Annotated in this window: 23 protein-coding genes; 4 read left to right on the top strand and 19 right to left on the bottom strand. The window is 60.8% G+C overall.

The window, feature by feature from the left end:
* Positions 1-54: 54 nt before the first annotated feature.
* A complete protein-coding gene (gene gltS / locus G5380_RS09865; protein ID WP_108614086.1) occupies positions 55-1254 on the bottom strand; it encodes a sodium/glutamate symporter in 1200 nt (399 codons plus the stop codon).
* 446 nt (positions 1255-1700) lie between these two features.
* Here gltS and ansA point away from each other — a divergent pair, with 446 nt between their 5' ends.
* Complete coding sequence (gene ansA, locus G5380_RS09860; protein WP_005335195.1) at positions 1701-2708, top strand: asparaginase; 1008 nt, start codon at positions 1701-1703, stop codon at positions 2706-2708.
* 262 nt (positions 2709-2970) lie between these two features.
* Here ansA and G5380_RS09855 read toward each other — a convergent pair whose 3' ends face one another.
* Both G5380_RS09855 and G5380_RS09850 read right to left on the bottom strand, forming a co-directional pair.
* Positions 2971-3264: a YeaC family protein gene (locus tag G5380_RS09855; protein WP_005335194.1), complete on the bottom strand. Its 294-nt coding sequence runs from the start codon at positions 3262-3264 to the stop codon at positions 2971-2973.
* Positions 3265-3336: 72 nt separating this feature from the next.
* Positions 3337-4770, bottom strand: coding sequence for a glyceraldehyde-3-phosphate dehydrogenase (locus G5380_RS09850; protein ID WP_421205092.1), 1434 nt, complete (start codon positions 4768-4770; stop codon positions 3337-3339).
* Between the two features lie 211 nt (positions 4771-4981).
* Between G5380_RS09850 and G5380_RS09845 the strand changes: the two genes are divergently transcribed.
* Together G5380_RS09845 and G5380_RS09840 are read left to right on the top strand one after the other, a co-directional pair.
* A complete protein-coding gene (locus G5380_RS09845; RefSeq protein WP_227342060.1) occupies positions 4982-5782 on the top strand; it encodes a DUF2989 domain-containing protein in 801 nt (266 codons plus the stop codon).
* 7 nt (positions 5783-5789) lie between these two features.
* Positions 5790-6350, top strand: a complete 561-nt coding sequence (locus G5380_RS09840) for an NUDIX hydrolase (RefSeq protein ID WP_421352697.1) — start codon at positions 5790-5792, stop codon at positions 6348-6350.
* 106 nt (positions 6351-6456) lie between these two features.
* Here G5380_RS09840 and lipA read toward each other — a convergent pair whose 3' ends face one another.
* The 14 genes from lipA to leuS all read right to left on the bottom strand — a co-directional run bounded on the left by lipA (position 6457) and on the right by leuS (position 20926).
* A complete protein-coding gene (lipA, locus tag G5380_RS09835) occupies positions 6457-7422 on the bottom strand; it encodes a lipoyl synthase (protein WP_139740976.1) in 966 nt (321 codons plus the stop codon).
* Complete coding sequence (gene lipB / locus G5380_RS09830; protein WP_216953013.1) at positions 7419-8096, bottom strand: lipoyl(octanoyl) transferase LipB; 678 nt, start codon at positions 8094-8096, stop codon at positions 7419-7421. The genes lipA and lipB overlap by 4 nt, the downstream gene beginning before the upstream one ends.
* 62 nt (positions 8097-8158) lie before the next feature.
* Complete coding sequence (gene ybeD / locus G5380_RS09825; protein ID WP_005348100.1) at positions 8159-8422, bottom strand: DUF493 family protein YbeD; 264 nt, start codon at positions 8420-8422, stop codon at positions 8159-8161.
* 292 nt (positions 8423-8714) lie between these two features.
* A complete protein-coding gene (locus G5380_RS09820) occupies positions 8715-9911 on the bottom strand; it encodes a D-alanyl-D-alanine carboxypeptidase family protein (RefSeq protein ID WP_216953014.1) in 1197 nt (398 codons plus the stop codon).
* Positions 9912-10095: 184 nt separating this feature from the next.
* Positions 10096-11079 carry a septal ring lytic transglycosylase RlpA family protein gene (locus G5380_RS09815; protein WP_421208814.1) on the bottom strand — a complete coding sequence of 328 codons (984 nt, stop codon included), beginning with the start codon at positions 11077-11079 and terminating at the stop codon, positions 10096-10098.
* A complete protein-coding gene (gene mltB / locus G5380_RS09810) occupies positions 11021-12019 on the bottom strand; it encodes a lytic murein transglycosylase B (protein ID WP_421352696.1) in 999 nt (332 codons plus the stop codon). The genes G5380_RS09815 and mltB overlap by 59 nt, the downstream gene beginning before the upstream one ends.
* The gene (gene rodA / locus G5380_RS09805; RefSeq protein ID WP_227342064.1) at positions 12019-13122 is read right to left on the bottom strand and encodes a rod shape-determining protein RodA; all 1104 of its coding nucleotides are present in this window, start codon (positions 13120-13122) and stop codon (positions 12019-12021) included. Before rodA ends, mltB begins: the two co-directional genes overlap by 1 nt.
* The gene (gene mrdA, locus G5380_RS09800) at positions 13115-15037 is read right to left on the bottom strand and encodes a penicillin-binding protein 2 (protein WP_421235954.1); all 1923 of its coding nucleotides are present in this window, start codon (positions 15035-15037) and stop codon (positions 13115-13117) included. The genes rodA and mrdA overlap by 8 nt, the downstream gene beginning before the upstream one ends.
* 103 nt (positions 15038-15140) lie before the next feature.
* Positions 15141-15608 (bottom strand): 23S rRNA (pseudouridine(1915)-N(3))-methyltransferase RlmH, encoded by a 468-nt coding sequence (rlmH, locus tag G5380_RS09795; protein WP_005335166.1) that lies wholly within the window; start codon positions 15606-15608, stop codon positions 15141-15143.
* Between the two features lie 19 nt (positions 15609-15627).
* Positions 15628-15969 carry a ribosome silencing factor gene (gene rsfS, locus G5380_RS09790; RefSeq protein WP_005335165.1) on the bottom strand — a complete coding sequence of 114 codons (342 nt, stop codon included), beginning with the start codon at positions 15967-15969 and terminating at the stop codon, positions 15628-15630.
* A 103-nt stretch (positions 15970-16072) separates the two neighbouring features.
* Positions 16073-16723, bottom strand: a complete 651-nt coding sequence (gene nadD, locus G5380_RS09785; protein ID WP_421352695.1) for a nicotinate-nucleotide adenylyltransferase — start codon at positions 16721-16723, stop codon at positions 16073-16075.
* Positions 16717-17754, bottom strand: coding sequence for a DNA polymerase III subunit delta (gene holA / locus G5380_RS09780; protein WP_216953019.1), 1038 nt, complete (start codon positions 17752-17754; stop codon positions 16717-16719). Before holA ends, nadD begins: the two co-directional genes overlap by 7 nt.
* Positions 17754-18236 carry an LPS assembly lipoprotein LptE gene (gene lptE / locus G5380_RS09775; RefSeq protein ID WP_421235955.1) on the bottom strand — a complete coding sequence of 161 codons (483 nt, stop codon included), beginning with the start codon at positions 18234-18236 and terminating at the stop codon, positions 17754-17756. The genes holA and lptE overlap by 1 nt, the downstream gene beginning before the upstream one ends.
* A 113-nt stretch (positions 18237-18349) precedes the next feature.
* Complete coding sequence (gene leuS / locus G5380_RS09770; RefSeq protein WP_319920089.1) at positions 18350-20926, bottom strand: leucine--tRNA ligase; 2577 nt, start codon at positions 20924-20926, stop codon at positions 18350-18352.
* 145 nt (positions 20927-21071) lie between these two features.
* Here leuS and G5380_RS09765 point away from each other — a divergent pair, with 145 nt between their 5' ends.
* Positions 21072-21566, top strand: coding sequence for a zinc ribbon-containing protein (locus G5380_RS09765; RefSeq protein WP_005335155.1), 495 nt, complete (start codon positions 21072-21074; stop codon positions 21564-21566).
* Positions 21567-21650: 84 nt separating this feature from the next.
* On the opposite strand, the gene G5380_RS09760 is transcribed toward G5380_RS09765, so the two are convergent.
* Positions 21651-22991 carry a TldD/PmbA family protein gene (locus G5380_RS09760; RefSeq protein WP_421352694.1) on the bottom strand — a complete coding sequence of 447 codons (1341 nt, stop codon included), beginning with the start codon at positions 22989-22991 and terminating at the stop codon, positions 21651-21653.
* Entirely contained in the window at positions 22991-24391 is a 1401-nt protein-coding gene (locus tag G5380_RS09755; protein WP_421350131.1) for a TldD/PmbA family protein, read from the bottom strand. Before G5380_RS09755 ends, G5380_RS09760 begins: the two co-directional genes overlap by 1 nt.
* Positions 24392-24522: the final 131 nt, after the last annotated feature.

Raw genomic sequence — 24522 nt, 5'->3', positions numbered from 1 at the left:
CAAAGAGCCCACCGAAAGGTGGGCTCTGATCATATACGTCTGACGGAAAGGGAATTACAGGAATGGCATCGCCATAAACAGCTTGATCACCATGGCGTTGATGATGTCGATAAAGAAGGCGCCCACCATGGGCACCACCAGAAACGCCAGGTGGGAGGGACCGAAGCGCTGGGTGATGGCCTGCATGTTGGCGATGGCGGTCGGGGTGGCCCCGAGGCCAAAGCCGCAGTGACCTGCCGCCAGCACGGCTGCATCATAGTTGCTGCCCATGACCCGGAAGGTGACGAAGATGGCGTAGAGCGCCATTGCCACGGTCTGGGCGGCCAGCAGAATGAAGATGGGCAGGGCCAGGCTGGCCAGATCCCACAATTTCAGGCTCATCAGTGCCATGGCGAGGAACAGCGACAGGCTGACGTTGCCCAGCAGGGAGACCTCGCGATCGCTCACCTCATGCCAGTTCAGCAGGGTCAGGACGTTGCGCAGCAGCACGCCGACAAACAGCACGCAGACAAAGATCGGCAGCTCGAAGGCGCCCCCTTTGAGAGAGGCCGAGAGCAGCTCGCCACCCTTGAGGCTGATGGCTATCAATGCCAGCGTTTCGATAACGCTGAAAGTGGTGAGGGGGCGCTCCATATCTGGCATTTCGAAGCCCTGGGGGGCCTCATCCTGATTGTGCTCCTCACCGGGCACCTGCACTTTCTTCACCAGATAGCGAGCCACCGGGCCGCCGATCAGGCCGCCCAGCACCAGACCGAAGGTGGCGCAGGCGATGGCGAGTTCGGCAGCGGATTGCACGCCGTATTTCTCGGAGAAGGTGGCACTCCAGGCCGCCCCGGTGCCGTGGCCGCCGGAGAGAGTGATGGAGCCGGCCAGCAGCCCCATATGGGGATCCAGACCGAGCAGGGTCGCCAGACCGACACCCAGACTGTTCTGCACCAGCAGCAGGCCGGTGACCACCATCAGGAAGGTAACCACCGCCTTGCCGCCGCGTTTCAGGCTGGCGAGATCGGCGGAGAGACCGATGGAGGCGAAGAAGGCCAGCATCAGCGGGGTTTGCAGGCTGGTATCAAATTGCAGCTCCATCTGCAGGGTGGAGCGCAGCAGCAGCAGTACCAGCGCGACCACCAGGCCGCCGGCTACCGGTTTGGGGATGTTGAAGGTACGCAGCAGCCCGACTCGGGTAACCAACACCCGGCCAAGCAGCAATACCAGAGTGGCAGCGACCAGCGTTGCGTAGGAATCAAGTTGTAACATTCAGTACTCCCATGTTGATTGGCTGTGTCTTTCATAGCAAAAGACTTACAGATTCAGCCGGGATGAAAACAGTGTGGCTCATGCGCCAACAAAGAAGGGGAAACATCTCCCCGCCCCAGGAAAGATGGGGCTTGTGCGGGCCTGAAATGCTCAGGCATCCAGATGAGATTTTAGTAAAATCCGGCGGATTGTAGCAAAAAGCATCGTTTAATTCCATCTTTGTCGTATTAATGCTCGTTTTAGTGGTTTATTGTGACATTTAGCACTATGTAGGTAGAGGGCAGAAAAGCCGAAAAGGGTGCATGGAACGGCTGTCATTTGGGGCGCCAGTCTCTATAATTCGCCGGTTTCCGCTGCACGCAGAGGCGCTGGCGGGCGTTGACATTGTGGTTCACCCCGACATGGTTCATGTTCCGGCGGTGTTCACTTCATCAAGAGGAGAGGGTGTGAAGAAGTCTATCTACATTGCCTACACAGGCGGCACCATTGGGATGCAGCGTTCCGATCACGGCTACGTGCCGATGGCGGGCTTTATGGAAGACTGTCTGGCGCGGATGCCCGAGTTCCACCGCCCCGAGATGCCGGATTACCATATCCACGAATATGCGCCCCTCATCGACTCCTCCGACATGACCCCGGCGGATTGGCAGCGCATCGCCGAGGATATTCGCGACAACTACGAGAAATACGATGGTTTCGTGATCCTGCACGGCACCGACACCATGTCGTTCACCGCCTCGGCGCTCTCCTTCATGCTGGAAGATCTGCACAAGCCGGTCATCATCACCGGCTCCCAGATCCCGTTGGCCGAGTTGCGCTCCGACGGTCAGCAGAATCTGCTCAACGCCCTCTATATCGCGGCCAACTACCCGATCCACGAGGTGACGCTGTTCTTCAACAACCAGCTCTATCGCGGCAACCGCAGCAAGAAGGTGCATGCAGACGGCTTCCACGCCTTCGACTCCCCCAACTATCCGCCGCTGCTCAATGCCGGGATCGCCATCTCGCTGGAGGCGGGCGAGCTGGGCGTGCCCTCCGAGCGGCCGCTGGTGCTGCACGACATCACCCCCCAGCCCATCGGCGTGGTGACCCTCTATCCGGGGATCTCCAGCGAGGTGATCGCCAACATCCTGCAACAGCCGGTGAAGGCGCTGATCCTGCTGTCATTCGGGGTCGGCAATGCGCCGCAAAACCCGGCCATGCTGGCGCTGCTCTCCGAGGCTTCGGCCCGCGGCGTCATCATCGTCAACCTGAGCCAGTGCCTGCACGGCAAGGTCAATATGGGGGGCTATGCCACCGGCAACGCCCTGTCGCGGGCTGGGGTGATCTCGGGCTTTGACATGACCGCTGAAGCTGCACTCACCAAGCTGCACTTCCTGCTGAGCCAAGACTTGCCATCCCACCGCATTCGCGAGCTGATGCAGCAGTCCCTGCGCGGGGAGCTGACTCCCTAAGCGATGCGGCCCTCACCCTAACCCTCTCCCGGCGGGAGAGGGGATAGCTCGAGGTGCGGTTGGCCGCAAGGCTTGCCATGAAGAGCGTTGGCAGGTGGCCCGTTCACTGTTCGCAGGTGCGAGCCTGCTCCCTTCTCCCCCTGGCGGGAGAAGGGTTGGGGATGAGGGGGATGAGTCACCCGGCATCGATAGGAAAAAAGAGGGGAGCCATCATGGCTCCCCTCTCTGTTGTGGCCGCCACGAGCGGCCTGCCGGGTCAGGCTCAGTGGTTGAGGTCGACCCGCACTATCTCTTCCTCATCGCGATACTGACGCTTGAGCTCGCTCTTGCTCTTCATCACAATCTCGCCGTCACGGCCGATGTTCATGTGCTCGGGATTGTCGAGGTGCATCGCCTGCCAGGCCATCACGGCTTGCAGGGAGGTGGCCTTCTGCTCGTCGGTGAGGGGCTTGCCATCGGGCCACTTGCCCAGCTCGACTGCGGTCTTGAGCCGCTCGTACACCTCTTCGGGCATCTGCCTGATTGCTTGCAAAAACTCACCCTGTTGAAACGACATCCGGCCTTCTCCTTGAACTATTGAGCCATAAACTGCGGGATCTGACGGGTCATGCAGGTAGACTCTATCGGTCTATGCAGGCAGATCCTGGCGGACTACGCCAGCCATCTGCTCCATCACCCGCACTACCTGACAACTGTACCCGAACTCGTTGTCATACCATACGTAGAGCACACAATGATCCCCCTCGGCGATGGTCGCCTGGGAGTCGACGATGCCCGCATAACGGGAACCCACCATGTCGGAAGAGACCAGCTCGGTGCTGGCGCTGAAGTCGATCTGGCGATGGAGGGCCGAGCTTAACGCCATCTGCTGCAGATAGGCGTTGAGGCTCTCCCGATCGGTGGCCTGCTCCAGCGACAGGTTGATGATGGCCAGCGAGACATTGGGTGTGGGCACCCGGATGGCGTTGCCGGTCAGCTTGCCCTTGAGTTCCGGCAGCGCCTTGGTCACCGCCTTGGCGGCGCCGGTGCTGGTCATCACCATATTGAGGGCCGCGCTGCGACCGCGCCGCTCCCCCTTGTGATAGTTGTCGATGAGGTTCTGATCGTTGGTGTAGGAGTGGACCGTCTCCACGTGGCCGTGGCGGATGCCGTACTGCTCCTGCATCACCTTGAGCACCGGGGTGATGGCGTTGGTGGTGCAGGAGGCGGCGGAGATGATCTTGTCATCCGGGCCTATCACCTCATGGTTGACCCCGAACACCACGTTCTTCATCTCCCCCTTGCCGGGGGCGGTCAGCAGCACCTTGCCAGCACCGCGCGCTTTCAGATGCTCGGAGAGGCCAGCCTCATCGCGCCAGACCCCGGTGTTGTCGACGATCAGCGCATCGTGAATGCCGTAAGCTGTGTAGTCGATGTCAGCCGGGCTATTGGCGTAGATCACCTGAATGAAGGTGCCGTTGGCGATGATGGCGCTGCGCTCCACATCCACCTCGATGGAGCCATTGAAGGGACCGTGTACCGAGTCGCGGCGCAGCAGGCTGGCGCGTTTTTCCAGATCCCCGTCGCGACCACCGCGTACCACGATGGCGCGCAGGCGCAGCGGATTGGCGGCGCCGGTACGCTCGATCAGCAGGCGGGCCAGCAGGCGGCCGATACGGCCAAAGCCGTAGAGCACCACGTCGGTCGGCTGCGGCATCTGGTTGCGGCCAAGGGCCGGTGCCAGTCGCGCTTGCAGATAGTCCTCGATCCCCGCCTCATCCTGATGATCCTGCCAGTAGCCGACTGCCAGCTTGCCAAGGTCTACCTCGGCAGCGGTGGGTTTGAGGGCAACGATGGCCTGAAGAAGGGGGAAGCTTTGCTGGATGGGGAGGGGAGCGCCCTGGTGGCGGCGGACGACCCGGTGGGCCTTGAGGATATCGATGGTGGAGGCGTTTTGCAGTGGGCGGCCGTAGAGGGTGATCTCGACCCCTTGTTGTCGGTAGAGGCGACCAATCAAGGGTTGCATGGCTTCGGCGAGCTCCTGGCTCTCCTGCCACGCTTGCAAGTAGTGCTCGTGGGTCATTGACCAGATCCTTTATTTCACGTTGTTGGTGTAAATAGAAAATTCGTCGAATGCAGATCAGTGTAGGGGTCTATATTTCGTTATATTATTCTGCAATCGCGGCCTTATATGGCGCGCGCATTGTAATGGATATGTAACCGGTTTGCTAGCCGGTGGTGGCCGACAGAGGCTTCAGTTGTTACCAACCCGCGTTACCAACAAGATGTGAATCATGGCCAATTTCCCCCTGCGACAGACCTTCATCATGCTTTCAGTCGGCCTTGCCGTAGCTGGCTGCAATGACGATCGGATCCACAATATCTGCAGCAACCATGCCGAGCTCTGTCAGGATCTGGTGGACGATGGCTGGTGTCGCTACGAGCGTACCGATGTGATCCGCAGCCGCTTCTATCTCAAGGAGGAGGGAACGGATCGGCGCAAGTACGAGCTGATGCGCAACCTTGAGCGCTATCTTAAGTGTGCCGAGCGCTCTACCAACATCGAGTATAAGAATGCCCGCGAGCAGAAGAGCCCACGGGTGGAGGGGATGCTGGCGGCTGGCGAACAGTTGGCCCAGCTCGATGTGGCCACCCGCAACTCGCAGGATCCCTACTTGCTGCTCTGGCACTGGACCAACAACACCAACGAGCTGGCCCGTCAGCAGTTTATGGCGCTGGAAGGTAACAAGGTGCTCGACGAACCGGAACTTCAGCTGGCCCTTGGCGGAGCCTACGCCAAGAGCGACCCCGAGAAAGCTATTTCCATCATGCATCACGGCCTCTCCCTCTATCGGGAAGGTGACAAGATAAACAGCCGCCTGCTCACCTCCCTCAGCACCCTCTATATGGGCCAGAAGCAGTACGGGCTGGCCTATCTGTGGGGCAAGGTGAGTGAGTCTTTTCAGGATGCGCCAGAGGTCTCTGCCAGGCGTTTTGGTATTTATCACACCCTGAGCAAAACAGATCAGGATGCCTACGACGTGCGAGCGGCTGAAATAGTCGATCAACTGAAACATGGCAGCTATCGGCACTGAGGCTCTGATGATTGCACTATCCCCGGCCAGCTGCTGGCCCGCACCTTTTTCCCTCTCGTTTGTCCATGGCGAGGTGATCACCGATGGCCATACCCTGGAACGCCTTACGGTACGTGCCATAGTACTCCGTGGCGACGAGTTGCTGCTGGTCCACTCCCGGGTCAACGGTGATCTGATGTTTCCTGGCGGCGGCGTTGAAGCGGGGGAAAACCACCATGTGGCGCTGGCCCGCGAGCTGAAGGAGGAGTGCGGTGCCGAGTTGCTGGAAGTAGGGACCCTGCTTGGCGAGACCCGGGAATACCGCGCCGCCCGCGAGCCGGGGTTCGATGCCTACTGCATCCGCTCGCTGTACTACTTGTGCCGGATTGGTGATCAACTGGTGGAGCCACAGCCACAGCCCTACGAGATCCGCCTTGGCTTCGTGCCCGGCTGGTTTGGCCTCGACGAAGCGCTGCAGACCAACAAGACCCAGCTGGCGGGGCCCTGTCCCCAGTGGACGGCGCGAGAGACCCGGGTGTTGGCCCAGTTGCAACGCTGGCATCAGCAGGGGGTCTTCGACCACGGCTGATGAGTAGATCAAGCTGCAACGGTCAGTGATACCAACAGAAAGAGCGCCAATAGGCGCTCTTTTTCATTGCGAGGGTGGCGGTTACTGGCCGCTCTATCGTGCGAGGTTACTTGACCTCTTCGCCCTTGGCTTGCAGATCCGCGTGATAGGAGGAGCGCACGAAAGGACCGCAGGCGGCGTGGGTAAAGCCCAGCTCCATGGCGACATCTTTCAGCTCGTCAAACTCTGCTGGCGGCACGTAGCGCTTGACCGGCAGGTGGTGGCGGCTTGGCTGCAGATACTGACCCAGGGTCAGCATGTTGACGCCGTGAGCGCGTAGATCCTTGAGCACCTCGACGATCTCTTCGTTGGTCTCGCCAAGGCCCATCATCAGACCGGACTTGGTCGGTACATGGGGGTGCATCTCCTTGATACGGCGCAGCAGCTCCAGCGACCACTTGTAGTCGGCACCCGGGCGAGCGACGCGATACATGCGCGGCGCAGTTTCCAGGTTGTGGTTGAAGACGTCCGGCGGCGTTTCGCGGAACACCTCAAGGGCCTGCTCCATCCGGCCACGGAAGTCCGGGGTCAGGATCTCGATGCGGGTCTGCGGGCTGTGCTCGCGGATCTCGCGGATGCAGTCGGCGAAGTGCTGGGCACCGCCGTCGCGCAGATCGTCGCGGTCCACCGAGGTGATCACCACATACTTGAGGTTCATCTCCTTGATGGTCAGCGCCAGCTTCTTCGGTTCTTCCGGATCGAGTGCCAGCGGGCGGCCGTGGGCCACGTCGCAGAAGGGGCAGCGACGGGTGCAGATCGCGCCCATGATCATGAAGGTGGCCGTGCCGTGGTTGAAACACTCCGCCAGGTTGGGGCAGGAAGCCTCTTCACAGACCGAGTGCAGCTTGTTCTTGCGCAAGGTGCTCTTGATGTGTTCGATCTTCTGGCTGGAAGGGGGGAGTTTGATCCGCATCCAGTCCGGCTTGCGAAGGATTTCTTCGTTGGGATCCGGCATGAATTTCACCGGGATCAGGGCCATCTTGTCGCCATCGCGCAGCTTGACGCCCGGCTCCATACGAACGGGTTTGCTCATGATTCACTCTCGGTGTTTGTTATTGTCTGATAGCCAATCAGGCTGGCCAGTTCGGCCACCAGAATGGATTGCGCCTCGGCCACGCTCTGCGGGCCGCCCAGGGCGCTGGTCTGGGTCATGGCCATGCCCGCATAGCCGCACGGATTGATGTGCAGGAAGGGGGTCATGTCCATGTTGATGTTGAGGGCCAGCCCGTGGAACGAGCAACCCTTGCGGATGCGCAGTCCCAGCGAGGCCAGTTTGGCCTCCATGCCAAGGTCATTTTTCACATAGACCCCGGGGGCATCTGCCTTGGCATAGGCCTGGATATTGCTTTTGGCCAAGGTGTTGATGATGGCTGTTTCCAGCGCGGTCACCAGCTCGCGCACCGAGAATTTGCAGCGGCGGACATCCACCAGGACGTAGAGTACCAGCTGGCCCGGGCCGTGATAGGTCACCTGACCGCCGCGATCGCTCTGCACCACCGGGATATTGCCCGGATTGAGCAGGTGTTCGGCCTTGCCGGCCTGGCCCTGGGTGTAGACGGGGTCATGTTCGACCACCCAGAACTCGTCCGGGGTGTCGCTGGTGCGGTTGTCGGTGAAGGCTTTCATGGCGTCCCATACCGGCTGGTAGGGGCGGCGACCCAGCTGCCTGACTATCAGGCTGTGCTGAGCGGGGATCTGGGATGACATGGTGTCCTCGTGGCGTGCTGCGGCCAAAAACAGTCGCCCCGCAGAACGGGGCGAGAGAGAAATTACAGTACGTATTTCACCAGCTCGATCTTGCCAAGCGCAGTGTACATCGCTTCGATGTGCTCTTTGCTCTGGGCTGTCACGGTCACGCGAACCGAGTGGTAGTTCCCCTTGGAGCTTGGCTGGACGGTCGGGCTGTAGGTACCCGGAGCGTGCTGCTGCAGCACTTCAACCACCATATCCGGCAACGCAGGATCCGCGATGCCGAGTACCTTGAACGGGAATTTGCAGGGAAACTCCAGCAGTTCATCAAACTTGGTATTCATTTACTCACCTTTTTCGTCATCAGCATGATGACTTCATCTTGGATGGCTAGTGGCCGATGGCCCGTGGAGGCCGCCATTTCAAGTCTGTATGGGGGCGGCTAAACCCTATATGGGCGCCGCACACTCCGGGATCAAGGCCGGGAGCGGTCAGACAAGGATGGAAGTGCTGCTTTTTACCACAAATCAGGGTAAGGCGGAACCTGCAGTTTACAGGGTTATTCACTGCCATTGTCCGGCGCAGACAGCAGCGGCGCCTGTTGGCGCCGCTGTTTGGTGAGGATTGTGCGTCGGATTACTTGAACCAGCTGGTGACCAGCAGTACCAGGTAGTCCCACAGACGGCTCATCAAGCCACCTTCCTGCACCTCTTCCAGAGCGACCAGCGGTACCTGCTTGATCTCTTTGTCACCCTGCTTCAGGAACACGGTACCAACGCGTTGACCCTTGGCCAACGGGGCTTTCAGCTCGCTGTCGAGCTGGAAGTCTGCCTTGAGGTTGTTGCCCTGACCGCGGGTGACCAGCACGGAGACATCCTTGTCGACGCCCAGTTTCACTTCAGATTTGTCGCCCATCCAGATCTTCTGGGTGACCAGCTCGGTGCCTGCCTTGTACGGAGTCAGGCTCTGGAAGAAGCGGAAGCCGTAGGTGAGCAGTTTCTTGCTCTCGGCGGCGCGGGAGGCTTCGCTGCTGGCGCCCAGTACCACGGCGATCAGGCGCATGCCTTCGTTGTTGGTGGCAGAGGAGACCAGGTTATAGCCGACCTGGCTGACGTGGCCGGTCTTGATGCCATCCACTTGCAGGGATTGATCCCACAGCAGGCGGTTGCGGTTGTGCTGGGTGATACCGTTGAAGACGAAGGATTTCTGGGAGTAGATCTTGTACTCCTCCGGCTGATCATGGATCAGTGCCTGACCCAGGCGGGCCATATCACGGGCTGTACTGTAGTGACCCTCTTCATCCAGACCGTGGGGGTTCTTGAACTGGGTGTCCTTCATGCCGAGCTTGGCGGCCCAGGCATTCATCAGGCTGGCGAAGGAGTCGGTACTGCCGGCCAGATGTTCGGCCATGGCGACGCAGGCATCGTTGCCGGACTGGATGATGATGCCCTTGTTCAGGTCATCGACAGAGACCTGCTTGCCCACCTCGATAAACATCTTGGAGGAGTCTGAGTAGTTCTTGGACCAGGCGTTCTGGCTGATGGTCACCATGTCGGTGCCCTTGATGTTCCCCTTGTGCAGCTCGTCGCCAACGATGTAGGAGGTCATCATCTTGGTCAGGCTGGCAGGGGGCAGACGCTCGTCGGCGTTCTGCTCGGCCAGCACCTGACCGGAGTAGTAGTCGATCAGGATATGGGCCTTGGCGGAGATCTCCGGCGCGGCGGGAACCACCACTGGGTTGGCGTTCGGCGTGGGTGTCGGCACCGGCGTATTGGCCTGAGCGGTTACGCTGATCAGTGAGGCCAGAAGAACTGAACGGGCAAATTTGGACATCTTGAAATTCCTGCGAGCCAGATGGGGATAAAATGCGGGCCTAACTATACCAGATGCGCCCGCAGGTTATAGTCCGACATGGCGATCATGACTGGTTTTTTATCCATCAATCCCTGCCATCACGCCATAAAGCGACGTGATGGCGGGGCCGGGAGATTGGTCACCGCCGCTGTCAGAGGAGGGATCAGGGTACGATAAAGGCCTGTTCCAGTCCCCCTTGCCGTACTTTTTCCAGCAGTGCGGCTTGTTTATCCGCCTCCACCGGGCCGATCAAGACCCGGAAGATGGCGCCATGGGCTTCAATCCGGTAGGGCACACCATGGCGCTGGGTCATCACCTTGCCCATCGCCTCGGCCCGATCCCGGGAGCCGCTGGCCAGTACCTGGATCATCTTGCCATCACCGCTGCTGGCAGGAGCTGCGGTCTTGGCGGGAGCTGGCTTGACAGGTGCCGCTTTGGCGGGCGTGGTCGCGGGCGCCTTGACGGGAGCGGGTTCGGCGGCGGGGGTCGCCATCGCCAGGGCGGTCGGTTCACCCAGGAAGCCATCTTGCGCCACTGTGTTGGATGCCGTTGCTGGCGGGGTGGTCGGGGTCATCTCGATGGGCTTCATCGGTTCCATGATCACCATCTGGTCCGGGGTGTCGTTGATCAGCTCCAGTCGAACGCGAGCTGTGCCGCTATCGACCATCTCCAGCTGCTTGGCCGCCGCATAGGAGAGGTCGATCAGGTGAGGGCTGTTGAAAGGGCCGCGATCGTTGACTCGTACTATGGTCTCCAGCCCGTTGTCCAGATTGGTGACCCGCACATAGCTCGGGATGGGCAGGTTGCGATGGGCGGCGCTGAACAGCTTGCTGTCCAGCACATCGCCGTTGGCGGTATTCTGGCCATCCAGATCCGGTGACAGCCAGCTGGCGGAACCCTCTTCGCTATAGTGCTTGATATCGCGCCACACCTCGTTTTTCTGTTTGCCAATCCAGTAGTCCCGGTTGCCGCTCGCGCTCAGGGGCTCCGGGCGTGGGATGGCGCCGGTGGCTTGCGGGATCTCGATAACGGGTGGCTTGCTGACCGGTGCAGGCGGCTCGACAGGGGCGCTCTGTTCCGGCTGGCTGCTACAGGCGGCCAGCAACAAGCTCAGACTGAGCGGGAGGAGTTTGTGACGAAGATGCATACGCTTCCTGAATAGCTTGGCTAAGTTGATACACCGCCATCGCGTAGAGTGGGCTGCGATTGTAGCGGGTGATCACGTAAAAGTTATGCCGTGCGACCCAGTATTCCGGTCCATCGGCTTGGGCAAGCGCCAGCAACTTGACCGGCGTCTGCGGGGCCAGCGGCGTGGCGAGCTCAATCCCTGCCGCCGCCAGTTCTGACCACTGTTGTGTGAGCTCGGGCTCAGATCTCAGCAAAGGTTCGACCGCCATTAGCCCGATCTGGGCTGGTTCCACCACGGATTCGCCCCAGCGCCACTGGTGGCTGGCAAAATAGTTGGCCACGCTGCCGATGGCATCGACCGGGTTGGCAAACAGATCCCGCTTGCCATCCCCGTCAAAATCGACGGCATAGTGGCGGTAGCTGGAGGGCATGAACTGCCCCATCCCCATGGCGCCGGCATAGGAGCCCTTGAGGGCATCGAGTTGCCACCCTTCCTCTTTGGCCAGCACCACCAGCTGGGCAAACTCCTTGGCAAAGAAGTCGCTGCGCTCCGGGTAGTGGAACCCCAGGGTGTAGAGGCTATCGAGCACCGGATGACGGCCCATCTGGCGACCGTAGAAGGTCTCGACCCCTATGATGGCCACGATGAGCGAGGCGGGCACCCGATAGGTCAGCTCCGCGCGGGCCAGCGTCTCGGCATGTTGTTGCCAGAACTGCTGGCCATCACGGATCCGATCCGGGGTAACGAACAGCGGCCGGTAGCGATGCCAGGGCTTGGCCTCCCACGGCTTGCTGATGGTGTCGAGCACCTCCTGCCGTAACTGGGCGCGGGCGACGGCAGCCTGCAACTCCGCCAGCGGCACCTGCTGCTGTTCGGCGAGCAGGGCCAACCGATCCGGCGCCACGGCGGCGGTCGCCATGATGGTGGCTAGCGAGAGCAGCAATCCGGCCCGTTTCATCAGGCGAGCAGCCTTCTATGAGTCTGGATGGACATCAGTATGCCAAAGCCGGCCATCAGGGTCACCATGGAGGTGCCGCCATAGCTCACCAGCGGCAGGGGCACCCCTACCACCGGCAAGATGCCGCTCACCATGCCCATGTTGACGAACACATAGACGAAGAAGGTGAGGGTGATGGCGCCGCCCAGCAGTCGCTCGAAGCTGTTCTGGGCCTGCATCGAGATAAACAGGCAGCGGCTGATGACGTAGAGGTAGAGCACCAGCAGCAGGGCAACCCCTACCAGACCGAACTCCTCGCTGAATACTGCGAAGATGAAGTCGGTATGGCGCTCGGGCAGGAACTCCAGCTGGGACTGGGTCCCTTGCAGCCACCCCTTGCCAAAGACGCCGCCGGAGCCGATAGCAATCTTGGACTGGATGATGTGGTAGCCTCGGCCGAGCGGGTCTTTCTCCGGGTCGAGCAGCATCAGCACCCGCTGGCGCTGGTAGTCGTGCATCAGGAAGAACCAGAGCACCGGCATAAAGGCAAGCAGCAGCAGTACCGCCAGACCGATCAGCCACCAGCTGAGCCCCGCCAGAAAGATCACGAAGAAGCCGGAGGCGGCCACCAGAATGGAGGTGCCAAGGTCCGGCTGGGCGGCGATCAGCAGGGTGGGCAGCAGCACCATGATGAGAGCGATCACCACATGGCTGAACTTGGGGGGCAGCGAGTGGCGGCTGAGCCAGGCCGCCACCATGATGGGCATGGAGAGCTTCATCACCTCGGAGGGCTGGAACTTCATAAAGCCCAGATCGAGCCAGCGCTGGGCCCCCTTGCCGATGTGGCCGAACACGTCCACAGCAATCAGCATCAGCACCACCACGGCGAACAGCGGCACCGACCAGCGGGCGTAGAGGGAGGGGGGCAGCTGGGCCAGGCCGATCATCAGGGCAAAGGCGAGGCCGCCGCGCACCAGCTGGCGCACGATGGAGTCCATATCCTGACCGGAGGCGGAGTAGAGCACCACCATGGAGAGGGTCATCACGGCCAGCAGACCGAGCAGCAGGGGCAAGTCGATATGCAGCTTGTACCAGATGCTCTGCTGGCGGGCAGAATTACTCATTGGGAGCGACCTCACTCGGTTGGGACGGCTTTTCCGGTGCCGGTGGCAGTTGCGGATCAGGGGGCAGCAGATAGGCATCCAGCATCTGGCGTGCAATGGGCGATGCAGCCCGGCCACCGCCACCACCAATGGAGTTTTCCAGTACCAGAGCTACCACCGCTTTGGGTGCCTCGAAGGGGGCATAAGCAACGAACAAAGCGTTATCGCGATGCTCCGCCTTGACAGTCTTGATGTTGTAAACCTGATTTTCCTTCAAACCGACTACCTGGGCTGTGCCCGATTTACCGCCTGAGGAGTAAGGCGCCTTGGCAAACGAGTGACGGCCACTGCCTTCACTGCCATGGTTGACTCGCCACATCCCATCCTGCGCCACTTTCCAGAAGCTGTCGTTCTTGAGCTTGAGGGCGATATTGGGGTTGATAGGGGCATCGACCACCCCCGCCTGCGAAGCGGTGCTCTTGAGCAGGTGCGGGGTGACGTCGTGACCATTCTGGGTCAGGATACTGATCGCCTTGGCCAGCTGGAGCGGTGTCGCGCTCCAGTAGCCCTGACCGATACCGACAGAGATGGTGTCACCCTGATACCAGGGCTGGCGCCAGCGGGCCATCTTCCAGTCACGGGACGGCATGACACCCTTGGTCTCTTCATAGAGATCGACCCCGGTGTACTGACCGAAGCCAAACTTGGTCATATAGCTGTGGATCTTGTCGATGCCGACCCGATAGGCGAGATCGTAGAAGTAGGTATCTGCCGAGACCTCGATGGCGCGATAGACATCGAGCCAGCCATGACCCCAGCGGCGCCAGTCGCGAAACTTCTTGGTGGTACCGGGAATGGAGAAGCTCGGGCCGCCGAAATAGCGGTAGCCCGGGGTGATGGCCCCCTCGTTGAGACCCATGATGGACATCATGGGCTTGACGGTGGAGGCAGGGGCATAGATGCCCTGAGTGGTGCGATTCACCAGTGGCCGCGCCGGATCGTTGAGCAGCGCCGAGTAGTTGGCGCTGGAGATACCGGTCACGAACAGGTTGGGGTCGTAGCTGGGGCTCGACTCCAGGGCCAGGATGGCGCCGGTTTTCGGGTCCATCATCACGATGGCACCGCGCTGGCCAGCCAGCAGTTGCTGGGCCTTGAGCTGCATCCGGACGTCGATATTGAGGTAGATATCCTTGCCCGGAACCGGAGGCTGGAACTTGAGGGTGCGGACAATCCGGCCGCGGTTGTTGACCTCGACCTCCTGATAACCCGCCACCCCGTGCAGCTCATCCTCGTAATACTTCTCCACCCCCTGCTTGCCGATATCCTTGGTGGCGGCATAGTTGGCGAGTTTGTCCTCTTTTTCGAGACGCTCCACGTCGCGGGTGTTGATCTTGGCCACATAACCCAGCGCATGGGTCAGGGTGTCGCCAAACGGGTAGTAGCGCTTGAGGTAAGCCTCGATACTGGCTCCCGGATAGTTGTGCTGGTTGACCGAGAAGAGTGCCACCTGATATTCGGTCAGCTTTTCGTAGAGAGGGACCGGCTTGAAGCGACGTTGGCGTTTCACCTCGGTCAGAAACTTCTCTTTGGTGCCCTCCGGCAGCCCCAGCAGGGCGATCAGCTGGTCAGCGGTTTTTTCAAGATCCCTAGTCTCTTCCGGGACGATTTCCAGACTGTAGACAGGGCGGTTCTCCGCCAGCAGCACGCCGTTGGTGTCGTAGATGAGACCCCGGGGTGGCGCCACCGGCACTACCCGGATGCGGTTGGAGTTGGAACGCGTCTGGTAGGTGTCGTAGGACTCGACCTGCAGATAATAGAGATTGCCCAGCAGCACCAGCATCAGCACGACGATGCCGATGTAGGCTACCAGGGTGCGCCGGAAGAACAGATTGCCCTCGGCACTGTGATCGCGCATCTCGATGCGTTGTTTCAGCATGCCTTTACCTCAAGACCCTTGGGGGCAATAAGAGCAGGAACTGCATTGTTCACTCTCTGTGATAGGGGTGAATATGAGAGGTGAGACTCCAGAGACGCATGGCTCACTCTCTATGATACGGATGATTGGTCGTTATGCTCCAGGCGCGGTAGAGGCTCTCGGCCACCAGTACCCGTACCAGCGGATGGGGCAGGGTGAGCGGTGACAGGGACCAGCTCTGTTCGGCAGCAGCCTTGCACTCGGGGGACAAGCCTTCCGGTCCGCCGACCAGCAGGGCCACATCGCGGCCATCGAGTTTCCACGCCTCCAGCTGGGTGGCCAGCTGCTCCGTGGTCCAGGGCTTGCCCGGAATGTCGAGGGTAACGATGCGCGAGCGCCCCGCAGCCGCCAGCATGGCTTCCCCTTCCTTCTGCAGGATGCGGGGAATGTCGGCATTTTTGCCCCGTTTGCCTGCGCCAATCTCGACGAGTTCAAACGGCATGTCTTTGGGGAAGCGGCGACGATACTCTTCGAAGCCATGCTCTACCCAGGCGGGCATCTTGGTGCCCACCGCAATCAACTGGATCTTCATGGTCGTTACACTTGTGCTCTTATTGCGTATTCATTTGAGCGGCACCGCTCCACAGCTTTTCCAGTTGGTAGAAGTCACGGTGTTCATCCTGCATCACATGCACGATCACCGAGCCCATATCTACCAGCACCCATTCACCGCTCAGTTGCCCTTCCACGCTCAGCAGATCCAGACCCGCGTGGCGGGCCTCGCTGGCCAGATGGTGGGCAATGGCGCTGACGTGACGACTGGAGTTGCCGGAACAGATGATCATGGTGTCAGTAATGCTGGATTTGCCGCGTACATCGAGGGTGATGATGTCGCGGCCTTTCATGTCATCGATCTTGTCGATGATAAAGGCATGCAATTCTTGGCCTTGCAATGAGTCTCTCCTGTATTCCGGCGCGCAGCGTTTGCGTCAGGGCGGCGGATTATATCATGGTCACTCCCGTTTCCCATCGGGTGGGGCGGGATAACGACAGGGGCTAGCGGCGGTTGGCGCAGTAGAGCCCCTGTTGATCAATATAGTGCGCAACCGACTCGGGCAAGAGGTAGCGGGTGTCTTGTCCCGCATCCAGCAAGGCTCGCAGTCGGGTGGCTGACAGTTCGATGGGCTGGTTGTCCGCCAGCCAGATATGACCGGCCAGACGCTGATGCAGCGCGTTGGCATCCGCGGTGTGATGGCGCGCCAGCAGCTGTGCCACCCCGGCCGGATAATCCGGTTGCCAGCCCGGCCGCACGCTCACCACCAGATGGGCATAGTCGAGCAGCTCCTGCCAGCGGTGCCAGCTTGGCAGGCTCAGCAGGGAATCCATCCCCATCAGAAAACAGAGCGGCGTATCGGGCAGTTCATGACGCAGCTCGATCAGGGTATCGATGGTGTAAGAGGGCTTGTCCCGTCTCAGCTCCCGCTCATCCACCACAAAGTGGTGGTTCTCTGCCGCCGCCAGTTTGACCATGGCGAGACGCTGTTCGCTGGAGCAGAACGGATTGGCGCGGTGGGGCGGGATATGGTTCGGGATCAGCCGCATTTCGGCCAGCCCGAGAGCATCGCGCGCCTCGATGGCCGGGCGAAGATGACCGATATGGATGGGGTCGAAGGTGCCGCCAAGCAAACCGACAGGCGCCTTCAGCACGGGCTGCTCTCCATCACCAGCGGCAGCGGGGTGCCATCACGAAAGCCGAGGGCAATGGTCTGCAGCATCAGCCACGCCTGTTCGGTATCAAAGCGGCGCTGGGCGCCATCCAGTTGCGCCATCAGCTGCCATAGTTGTTGCAACTTGGCGAAGGGGAGACGAGTCAGCGCCTGTTGAATGAGCTGCTGGCGGCTCTGCCAGATGCGCAGGCGGCTGAAGTGCTCACCCAGCGGCTGGCCGTTGCGCATCGCCAGCGACAGTTCGGTCAGCTGCTCCAGCTCGCGGCAGAGGGTCCAGGCCAGCATCCCCGGCTCGGTGCCTTCGGCCCGCAGGGCGGCCAGAATGCGCTGGGCCCGGTTCACCTTGCCCTCCAGCAGGGTATCGACCAGCTGGAACGGGGTGAAGTGGGCGTGGCGGATAATGGTCTCTTGCAGATAGGTGACGCTGATGGGCTGGGGCGGCGAGAGCAGGGTCAGCTTCTCGATCTCCTGACTGGCGGCCAGCAGGTTGCCCTCGTAGGAGTGGCACATGAAGTTGATGGCATCCGGCAGCGCCTTGAGGCCGAAACGCGCAAAACGGGCGCTCATCCAGCGCGGGAAGAACTTGGGCTCCGGATGGTTGACCGGCACATAGGTGCCAATCTGGTAGAGCTTGTCGAACCAGGCTGCCTTCATCTGGGTCTGGTTGAGGCGACCGCCACTCAGCACCAGCAGCAGGTCGGGATGAAGCTGCTTGCCAATTTCGCTGATGCGGGCAGCGAGATCCTTGTCCACCTTGGCGGGCAGCTCCAGCTCGATGATCTGGCGGGCGGAGAAGAGGCTCATCGCCTGACAGGCATCGTAGACCTGATTCCAGTCCAGCCCCTGCTCCACCACGAAGGTGTGGCGCTCATCGAAACCCTGCTTGCGGGCGATCTGACGAATGGCATCGATGGCCTCCAGTCGCAGCAAGGGCTCGTCGCCAAAAACGAGATAGCAGGGCCGAAGCCCTGCTTTGAGGTGGTCACCAAATTGTTCCGGGTAGATCCGCATCAGAAGCTGACCTGACTCAACTGCCGGATCACCTGATTGGCCGCCTGCTCCTGCATTTCGCGGTTGAGCTGCTCCTGCTCACGGGAGGAGGCGAGCGCTGCATCCGGCTTGTTGAGGAAGCTGCGGTTGAAGTTGATCGGGAAGACCTGAGTCGGCTTGCCCGGTACCGAGATGGTGAACTGGGTACCAAAGCCCAGCACATATTCGGTGTCCGTCCCCAGCGCGTTGACCGAGGCGACCTGACTGGTGCTGCCTACGCCGCCCAGAGTGAGCACCGGAATGCCCTCCTTGTCGGCCAGGGTCACGCCAGAGGCCTTCAGACGGGTGGTAACCATCCGGTAGAAGTCGCTCTTGTTGTCGCCCACGACCTTCATGGTCATCAGCTCGGCCGGGATGCCGTTGCCGCGCATGTGAAAGCCGCAGCCTTGCAGCAGCAGACCAGCCAGCACGATGGCCATCCAGCGGGTGAAGATGGTGCCCATAGAAAATCCTCTTTGCATTAAGGGAAAGCGGCGGGCGCAGGGCCCGCCGTTATCATCCGTTTGCTGTTACAGATTGGCAATGATCAGTTGGTAACCAATCAGTTGGCAGCCAATTAGTTAGCGACAATATTGAGCAGCTTGCCAGGTACATAGATCACCTTGCGCACGGTCAGCCCGTCGGTGAACTTCTGCACGGAGGCATCGGCCATCGCCAGCTTCTCGACGTCGGCCTGGCTGATCTCGGCCGGCACGGTCAGTTTGCCGCGCATCTTGCCGTTGATCTGTACTACTACCAGCTTCTCGGTCTCGACCATGGCCGCTTCATCGGCCACCGGCCAGGCTGCGTGATCGATGTCGTCGCCCTTGCCCAGCATCTTCCACAGCTCGAAGCCGATGTGCGGGGTGATGGGGTAGAGCATGACCACCACAGCTTCCAGCGCTTCCTGCATCAGGGCGCGGTCCTGCTCGTCGTTGCCCAGCTTGGAGAGATTGTTCATCAGCTCCATGATGGCGGCGATGGCGGTGTTGAAGGTCTGACGGCGACCCACGTCATCACTTACCTTGGCGATGGTCTTGTGCAGTTCACGGCGTACCGCTTTCTGCTCGTTGGTGAGAGCCGCCACATCCAGCGCGGCAACGGCGCCACCGGAGACGTGTTCGAAGGTGACGCGCCACAGGCGACGCAGGAAGCGCTGGGCACCCTCTACGCCGGAGTCGGACCACTCCAGCGTCATCTCTGCCGGAGAGGCGAACATCATGAACAGACGGACGGTATCGGCGCCGTAACGCTCGACCATCAGCTGCGGGTCGATGCCGTTGTTCTTGGACTTGGACATCTTGGTCATGCCGGAGTGGAGCACTTCACGGCCTTCGTTGTCGATGGCCTTGGTGATGCGACCCTTCTCGTCACGCTCTACCTTGACGTCGGTCGGGCTGACCCAGACGTTGCCGCCCTTCTCGTCCTTGTAGTAGAAGGCATCGGCCAGCACCATGCCCTGGCAGAGCAGGCGCTTGAACGGCTCATCGCTGTTGACCAGACCGGCGTCACGCAGCAGCTTGTGGAAGAAGCGGGCGTAGAGCAGGTGCATACAGGCGTGCTCGATACCGCCGATGTACTGATCCACCGGCAGCCAGTGGTTGGCAGCAGCCGGATCCAGCATGCCCTTGTCGTAGTCTGGCGAGCAGTAGCGCGCGTAGTACCAGGAGGACTCCATAAAGGTGTCGAAGGTATCGGTCTCGCGGAACGCTTCCTGACCGTTGTAGGTGGTCTTGGCCCACTCGGCATCGGCTTTGATCGGGCTCTGGATACCATCCATCACCACATCTTCCGGCAGCAGCACCGGCAGCTGGTCTTCCGGCGTCGGCACTACGGTACCGTCAGCTAGGGTCAGCATCGGGATGGGGGCACCCCAGTAGCGCTGACGAGAGACACCCCAGTCACGCAGGCGGTAATTGACGGTGCGCTTGCCCTTGCCGAGCCCTTCCAGCTTGCTGGCGATGGCATCGAAGGCGCCCTGGAAGTCGAGACCGTCAAACTCGCCGGAGTTGAACAGCACGCCCTTCTCGGTATAAGCCGCTTCGCTCACGTCGACGTCGCCATCAACCGGTTTGATGACAGCCTTGATGTCGAGGCCATATTTGGTGGCGAATTCGAAGTCACGCTGATCGTGGGCCGGAACTGCCATCACGGCGCCGGTGCCGTAGTTCATCAGCACGAAGTTGGCGACCCAGACCGGTACCTTGCGGCCATCCAGCGGGTGAATGGCATAGAGGCCGGTGGCCATGCCCTTCTTCTCCATGGTGGCCAGCTCGGCTTCGGCTACCTTGGTGTTCTTGCACTCTTCGATAAAGGCGGCCAGCTCCGGATTGTTCTGGGCTGCTTGCAGCGCCAGCGGGTGACCGGCGGCGATACCGACATAGGTGACGCCCATGAAGGTGTCCGGACGGGTGGTGTAGACCTCCAGCTGCTCAGCCTGACCCTCGATGGCGAAGCTGATGTTGACCCCTTCGGAGCGGCCAATCCAGTTGCGCTGCATGGTCTTGACCATTTCCGGCCAGCCTTCCAGATTGTCGATGTCGTTGAGCAGCTCTTCGGCGTAGTCGGTGATCTTGATGAACCACTGGGGGATCTCTTTCTGTTCCACCGGGGTGTCACAGCGCCAGCAGCAGTTGTCGACCACCTGTTCGTTGGCCAGCACTGTCATGTCGTTCGGGCACCAGTTGACGGAAGAGGTCTTCTTGTAGACCAGACCCTTCTCGTAGAGCTTGGTGAAGAACCACTGCTCCCAGCGGTAGTAATCCGGTTTGCAGGTGGCGATTTCACGATCCCAGTCATAACCCAGACCCAGCATCTTCAGCTGGTTCTTCATGTATTCGATGTTTTCGTAGGTCCAGGGCGCCGGCGCGGTATTGTTTTTGATCGCTGCGTTCTCGGCCGGCAGACCGAATGCATCCCAACCTATGGGTTGCAGCACGTTCTTGCCATTGAGGCGTTGATAACGGGAGATCACATCACCTATGGTGTAGTTACGAACGTGCCCCATGTGTAGTCGACCAGACGGATAGGGGAACATGGACAGGCAGTAGAACTTCTCCTTGTCTACCTTCTCCACGGCCTTGAAGGTTTTCTTGGCATCCCAGTGCTTTTGCACTGCTGGTTCGATTGATTGGGGAACGTATTGCTCTTGCATTGGTGACATCCGGATCTGTGAAATGAATAGATAAATCAGCTGGGAAATCGCAATAGAATACCCATATCCTGCGGCGGCAACAACCGCCAGCGTCCCTTGGGCCTTAAGCCGGGCCAGATCAGGGTTTAGTAGAGGAGTTAGAGCCATGGACAAACGTCAAAAAGGGTACGAAGCCTTCATTGCCGAGCTGCAAAAACAGTGGCAAGAGACAGAAGAGTTCCAGGGGGAGCGCCTCAACCGGATGATTGCCAAGGTGCAGGCCTATCTGGAGGCGGCCAGCGACCTCACTCAGGACGAACTGGCGCTCATCGCCGAGTACGTGAAGCGGGATCTGGGCAACTATGACGAGGGGCGCCATGACGATAGTGCGCAGGTGGAAGAGTCTGCTTTTATGTTGGCCCTCAAAGACACCGCCTGGTCCTGGCTGGCGGATGTGACCGACCGCGCCCAGGTGGAGTGGCGGGAGCTGGCCGACGAGCTGGAGCATAAGGGTGTTTACGAAGCGGGTGACTGGGTGGGGCTCGGGGTCATGGTGTGCGACCAGTGTGGCTGGCGCCATACCGTGCTGCATCCCCAGCAGCTCGATACCTGCCCCGAGTGCGGCTGCGCCGAGTATCATCGCGAGCCGCTCTCGCCCTGAGTCATGCCATCAATGCGGACGAGATAACGAGCAAAAAGGCGCCATCAGGCGCCTTTTTCTTGCTTGCAGGTTTCGTCGGGACGTTTACTTGCCTGCGACGGAGAGCCCGCCAAAACGGATAAGCGGGGCGTAGAAGCCCTTGCCGTCGTTGTGGTGCAGGGTATCCCCGACCGCTTCCAGCTCGCCCAGCAGGCGGTAGAAGTTGCCTGCTACCGTGATGCCGCGCACCGGCTGCAGGCGAACTCCATCGCGGCAGAGGAAGCCCGACGCGCCAAAGGAGAAGTCACCGCTCACCGCATCGGCACCCGAATGCAGGCCATCCAGCTTGACCAGCTCCAGATAGTCGCCGCTCTGCACTTCCGCTTCGCAGTGGGGGCCCGCGCCAAACACCAGATGGCGAGCGGTCACATCGAGGGCGCTGCGGGCACCGCGAGCGGCCGAGCCGTTGCTGGCGACGCCAAAGTGGCGGGCGGTGGCGCTGTTGTGGAGCAGGGTCCTCAGCTCCCCTTCGCCAATCAGCAGCAGATCAGAGCTGGCCGCCCCCTCGCCATCAAACGCCTTGATGTTCATGCCGCCCGGCATATAGACCCGGCTCTCCAGAGTAAGCCAGCGTGACGCTACGCTCTGGCCGACCTTGCTGCGCCAGGGGTTGATCCCTTGTTGGGCCCACTTGCCCGACAGCACACCCCGAAAGCAGCCAAACAGGCTGGCGAAGCAGTTGGTGCTGAAAATGACGCTGTAGCGACCGCTCGGCACCGCTTCACCGGGCAGCAGACCATCGGCGATGGCGTAGATCTGCTCGATCAGGGCCTGACTATCCAGCTCGTCGAAGCGACGGCCATACTGCCCCTGCGAGTGCATCGACTGGCGGCCATCCCGTTCCACCAGCGCCGAGGTGTAGCAGCCGACGCTGAACTCGCCGTGCTGGCAGAGGGTGCCCTGACTGTTGGCGAGCCAGAGCTGGCTCTCCCCTTCGAAGAAGCTGTTGTAGGGAGCGCCGCTCACATCGGGCATGGCCAGCATGTCAGATTCCAGGCGCAGGGCCAGAGCGATCTTCTCCTCAACGGGCGTGGTATCGGGCTGGTTGATCTCGGCGCAATCTGTGGTGATCCGGCTATTGGCCACCGAGATGCGCTGATCCGGGTCAACCTTGGCAAAGCGGCTGGCATCGAGCGCATCCTGCAGCATGGCATCGAGCGCCAGCTCATCGAGGGATTCCGAGTAGGCGATGCCGACCCGACCCTCTTTTATCAGGCGAATACCGAGTTGCTGGCTGCTGGTGACCTTGTATTCACCCAGCTCGCCCTTGTCTGCCTTGAGGGAGAAGGCCTTCTCCTGATTGGCGATGATGTCTGCCTCGGCACCAAGGTCGGCCACTTTATCCAGCAGGCGGGTGAGCAGTTGGTTCATGTCGAGTTGGCTCATCAGGCGTTCCCTCCCACCAGAATGTTGTCCACTTTGAGGGCCGGCTGGCCCACCGAGGTGGGCACCGAGCCCGAGACCGAGCCACACATACCGGCGGCCAGCGCCAGATTGCGGCCCACCATGGAGATCTCTTTCAGCACCTGCGGGCCGGTGCCGATCAGGGTGGCTGACTTGAGCGGTTTGGTGATTTTGCCGTGCTCGATGAGGTATGCCTCCTGCACATTGAAGTTGAACTCGCCGGTGCCGGGCTGTACCGAGCCGCCCCCCATCTTCTTGGCGTAGATGCCATGTTCGACGGTGGCCAGCATATCGTCGAGGCTGTGGTTACCCGGTTCGATATAGGTGTTGCGCATGCGCGAGGTGGGGGCGTACTTGTAGGATTCGCGCCGCCCCGAGCCGGTGCGGGCGTAGCCCGTTTTGAGGGCACCCATTCTGTCCACCAGAAAACCGGTCAGGACGCCGTCCTTGATGAGCTGGGTATGCTGGGTCGCCATCCCCTCGTCATCGACGTTGATGGAGCCCCAGGCGTTGCTCTGCAAGCCTTCATCCACCGCATTGACCACCGGATTGGCGATAAGCTGGCCCATCTTGTCGTGGAATACAGACGCCTTTTTGGCTACCGAGGTGGTCTCCAGCAGGTGGCCGCACGCCTCGTGGAAGATGACGCCGCCAAAGCCGTTCTCCATGATGACCGGCAGGGCGCCGCTCGGGCAGGGCGCCGCGCCCAGTTTCACCAGTGCCTGACGGGTTGCGGTGAGGGCCAGCTCGCGCGGATCGATGCGATCGGCATGCTCCCACCCCATCAGGGCGCCGGGGGCCTCGTAACCGACGCTCTGCTCGCTTCCTTCCATGGCGATGGTCTGGGCCATGATGCGGTTGTAGTGGCGGCGATCGGCGACTTGCAACCCTTCGCTGTTGAAGATCTCCACCTCCTGCTCCCAGCCCAGCACGTTGCCGGAGAACTGGCTCACCTTTTCGCTCTCGGCGCGGGCCGCCGCATCCATGGCGTGCAGATAGGCGATCTTCTGCTCCAGCAGCTTGTCGGCCGACAGCGGCAGCGCCACCGGGTTGCGATCGCTCAGGCGGGTGAAATCGAAGGCGGTGGCGGTCACCACTGGGTCGCGGCGGTCTTTGGCCGCCAGCAGGGTGACAATGCGCAGCAGCTCGTCGCGGCTGGCCAGATTGGTGTAGCCGTAGAGCACCTTGTGGCCGTAACAGAGGCGCACGCCGATACCGAAATCGAGGCCGCCGCTGATGTTCTCTATCTGGCTGGAGAGCAGGCTGAGCTGGCTGCGGCGCTTGCGCTCCACAAACAGCTCGGCAAAATCGGCACCCAGCGCCAGCGCGTGATCGAGCACGTCACGGGCGATGGCGGGGGCCAACAGGGAGAATGGAGTCATAGAATATCCTTTTCTGGTCTGTCCGTTTGCTTCCGACATCCGGCTCTGATTGTTATGGGATGTCGAGTCCATTGTTGCAGACCAGCACAAAAAAGTCGCTATAGCGTCATGCGATGATACCGATTGAGAAA

The sequence above is a fragment of the Aeromonas sp. 604443 genome (assembly GCF_049170315.1).
Lineage (GTDB): Bacteria > Pseudomonadota > Gammaproteobacteria > Enterobacterales > Aeromonadaceae > Aeromonas > Aeromonas veronii_A.
This window is presented reverse-complemented; position numbering and strand designations above follow the sequence as displayed.

What these genes read in the sequence shown, in the direction of transcription:
- gltS (WP_108614086.1), bottom strand. Translation starts at nt 1,254, where the DNA reads ATGTTACAACTTGATTCCTACGCAACGCTGGTCGCTGCCACTCTGGTA.
- G5380_RS09855 (WP_005335194.1), bottom strand. Translation starts at nt 3,264, where the DNA reads ATGTCGTTTCAACAGGGTGAGTTTTTGCAAGCAATCAGGCAGATGCCC.
- G5380_RS09850 (WP_421205092.1), bottom strand. Translation starts at nt 4,770, where the DNA reads ATGACCCACGAGCACTACTTGCAAGCGTGGCAGGAGAGCCAGGAGCTC.
- G5380_RS09845 (WP_227342060.1), top strand. Translation starts at nt 4,982, where the DNA reads ATGGCCAATTTCCCCCTGCGACAGACCTTCATCATGCTTTCAGTCGGC.
- G5380_RS09840 (WP_421352697.1), top strand. Translation starts at nt 5,790, where the DNA reads ATGATTGCACTATCCCCGGCCAGCTGCTGGCCCGCACCTTTTTCCCTC.
- lipA (WP_139740976.1), bottom strand. Translation starts at nt 7,422, where the DNA reads ATGAGCAAACCCGTTCGTATGGAGCCGGGCGTCAAGCTGCGCGATGGC.
- lipB (WP_216953013.1), bottom strand. Translation starts at nt 8,096, where the DNA reads ATGTCATCCCAGATCCCCGCTCAGCACAGCCTGATAGTCAGGCAGCTG.
- ybeD (WP_005348100.1), bottom strand. Translation starts at nt 8,422, where the DNA reads ATGAATACCAAGTTTGATGAACTGCTGGAGTTTCCCTGCAAATTCCCG.
- G5380_RS09820 (WP_216953014.1), bottom strand. Translation starts at nt 9,911, where the DNA reads ATGTCCAAATTTGCCCGTTCAGTTCTTCTGGCCTCACTGATCAGCGTA.
- G5380_RS09815 (WP_421208814.1), bottom strand. Translation starts at nt 11,079, where the DNA reads ATGCATCTTCGTCACAAACTCCTCCCGCTCAGTCTGAGCTTGTTGCTG.
- mltB (WP_421352696.1), bottom strand. Translation starts at nt 12,019, where the DNA reads ATGAAACGGGCCGGATTGCTGCTCTCGCTAGCCACCATCATGGCGACC.
- rodA (WP_227342064.1), bottom strand. Translation starts at nt 13,122, where the DNA reads ATGAGTAATTCTGCCCGCCAGCAGAGCATCTGGTACAAGCTGCATATC.
- mrdA (WP_421235954.1), bottom strand. Translation starts at nt 15,037, where the DNA reads ATGCTGAAACAACGCATCGAGATGCGCGATCACAGTGCCGAGGGCAAT.
- rlmH (WP_005335166.1), bottom strand. Translation starts at nt 15,608, where the DNA reads ATGAAGATCCAGTTGATTGCGGTGGGCACCAAGATGCCCGCCTGGGTA.
- holA (WP_216953019.1), bottom strand. Translation starts at nt 17,754, where the DNA reads ATGCGGATCTACCCGGAACAATTTGGTGACCACCTCAAAGCAGGGCTT.
- lptE (WP_421235955.1), bottom strand. Translation starts at nt 18,236, where the DNA reads ATGGGCACCATCTTCACCCGCTGGATGGCCATCGTGCTGGCTGGTCTG.
- leuS (WP_319920089.1), bottom strand. Translation starts at nt 20,926, where the DNA reads ATGCAAGAGCAATACGTTCCCCAATCAATCGAACCAGCAGTGCAAAAG.
- G5380_RS09765 (WP_005335155.1), top strand. Translation starts at nt 21,072, where the DNA reads ATGGACAAACGTCAAAAAGGGTACGAAGCCTTCATTGCCGAGCTGCAA.
- G5380_RS09760 (WP_421352694.1), bottom strand. Translation starts at nt 22,991, where the DNA reads ATGAGCCAACTCGACATGAACCAACTGCTCACCCGCCTGCTGGATAAA.
- G5380_RS09755 (WP_421350131.1), bottom strand. Translation starts at nt 24,391, where the DNA reads ATGACTCCATTCTCCCTGTTGGCCCCCGCCATCGCCCGTGACGTGCTC.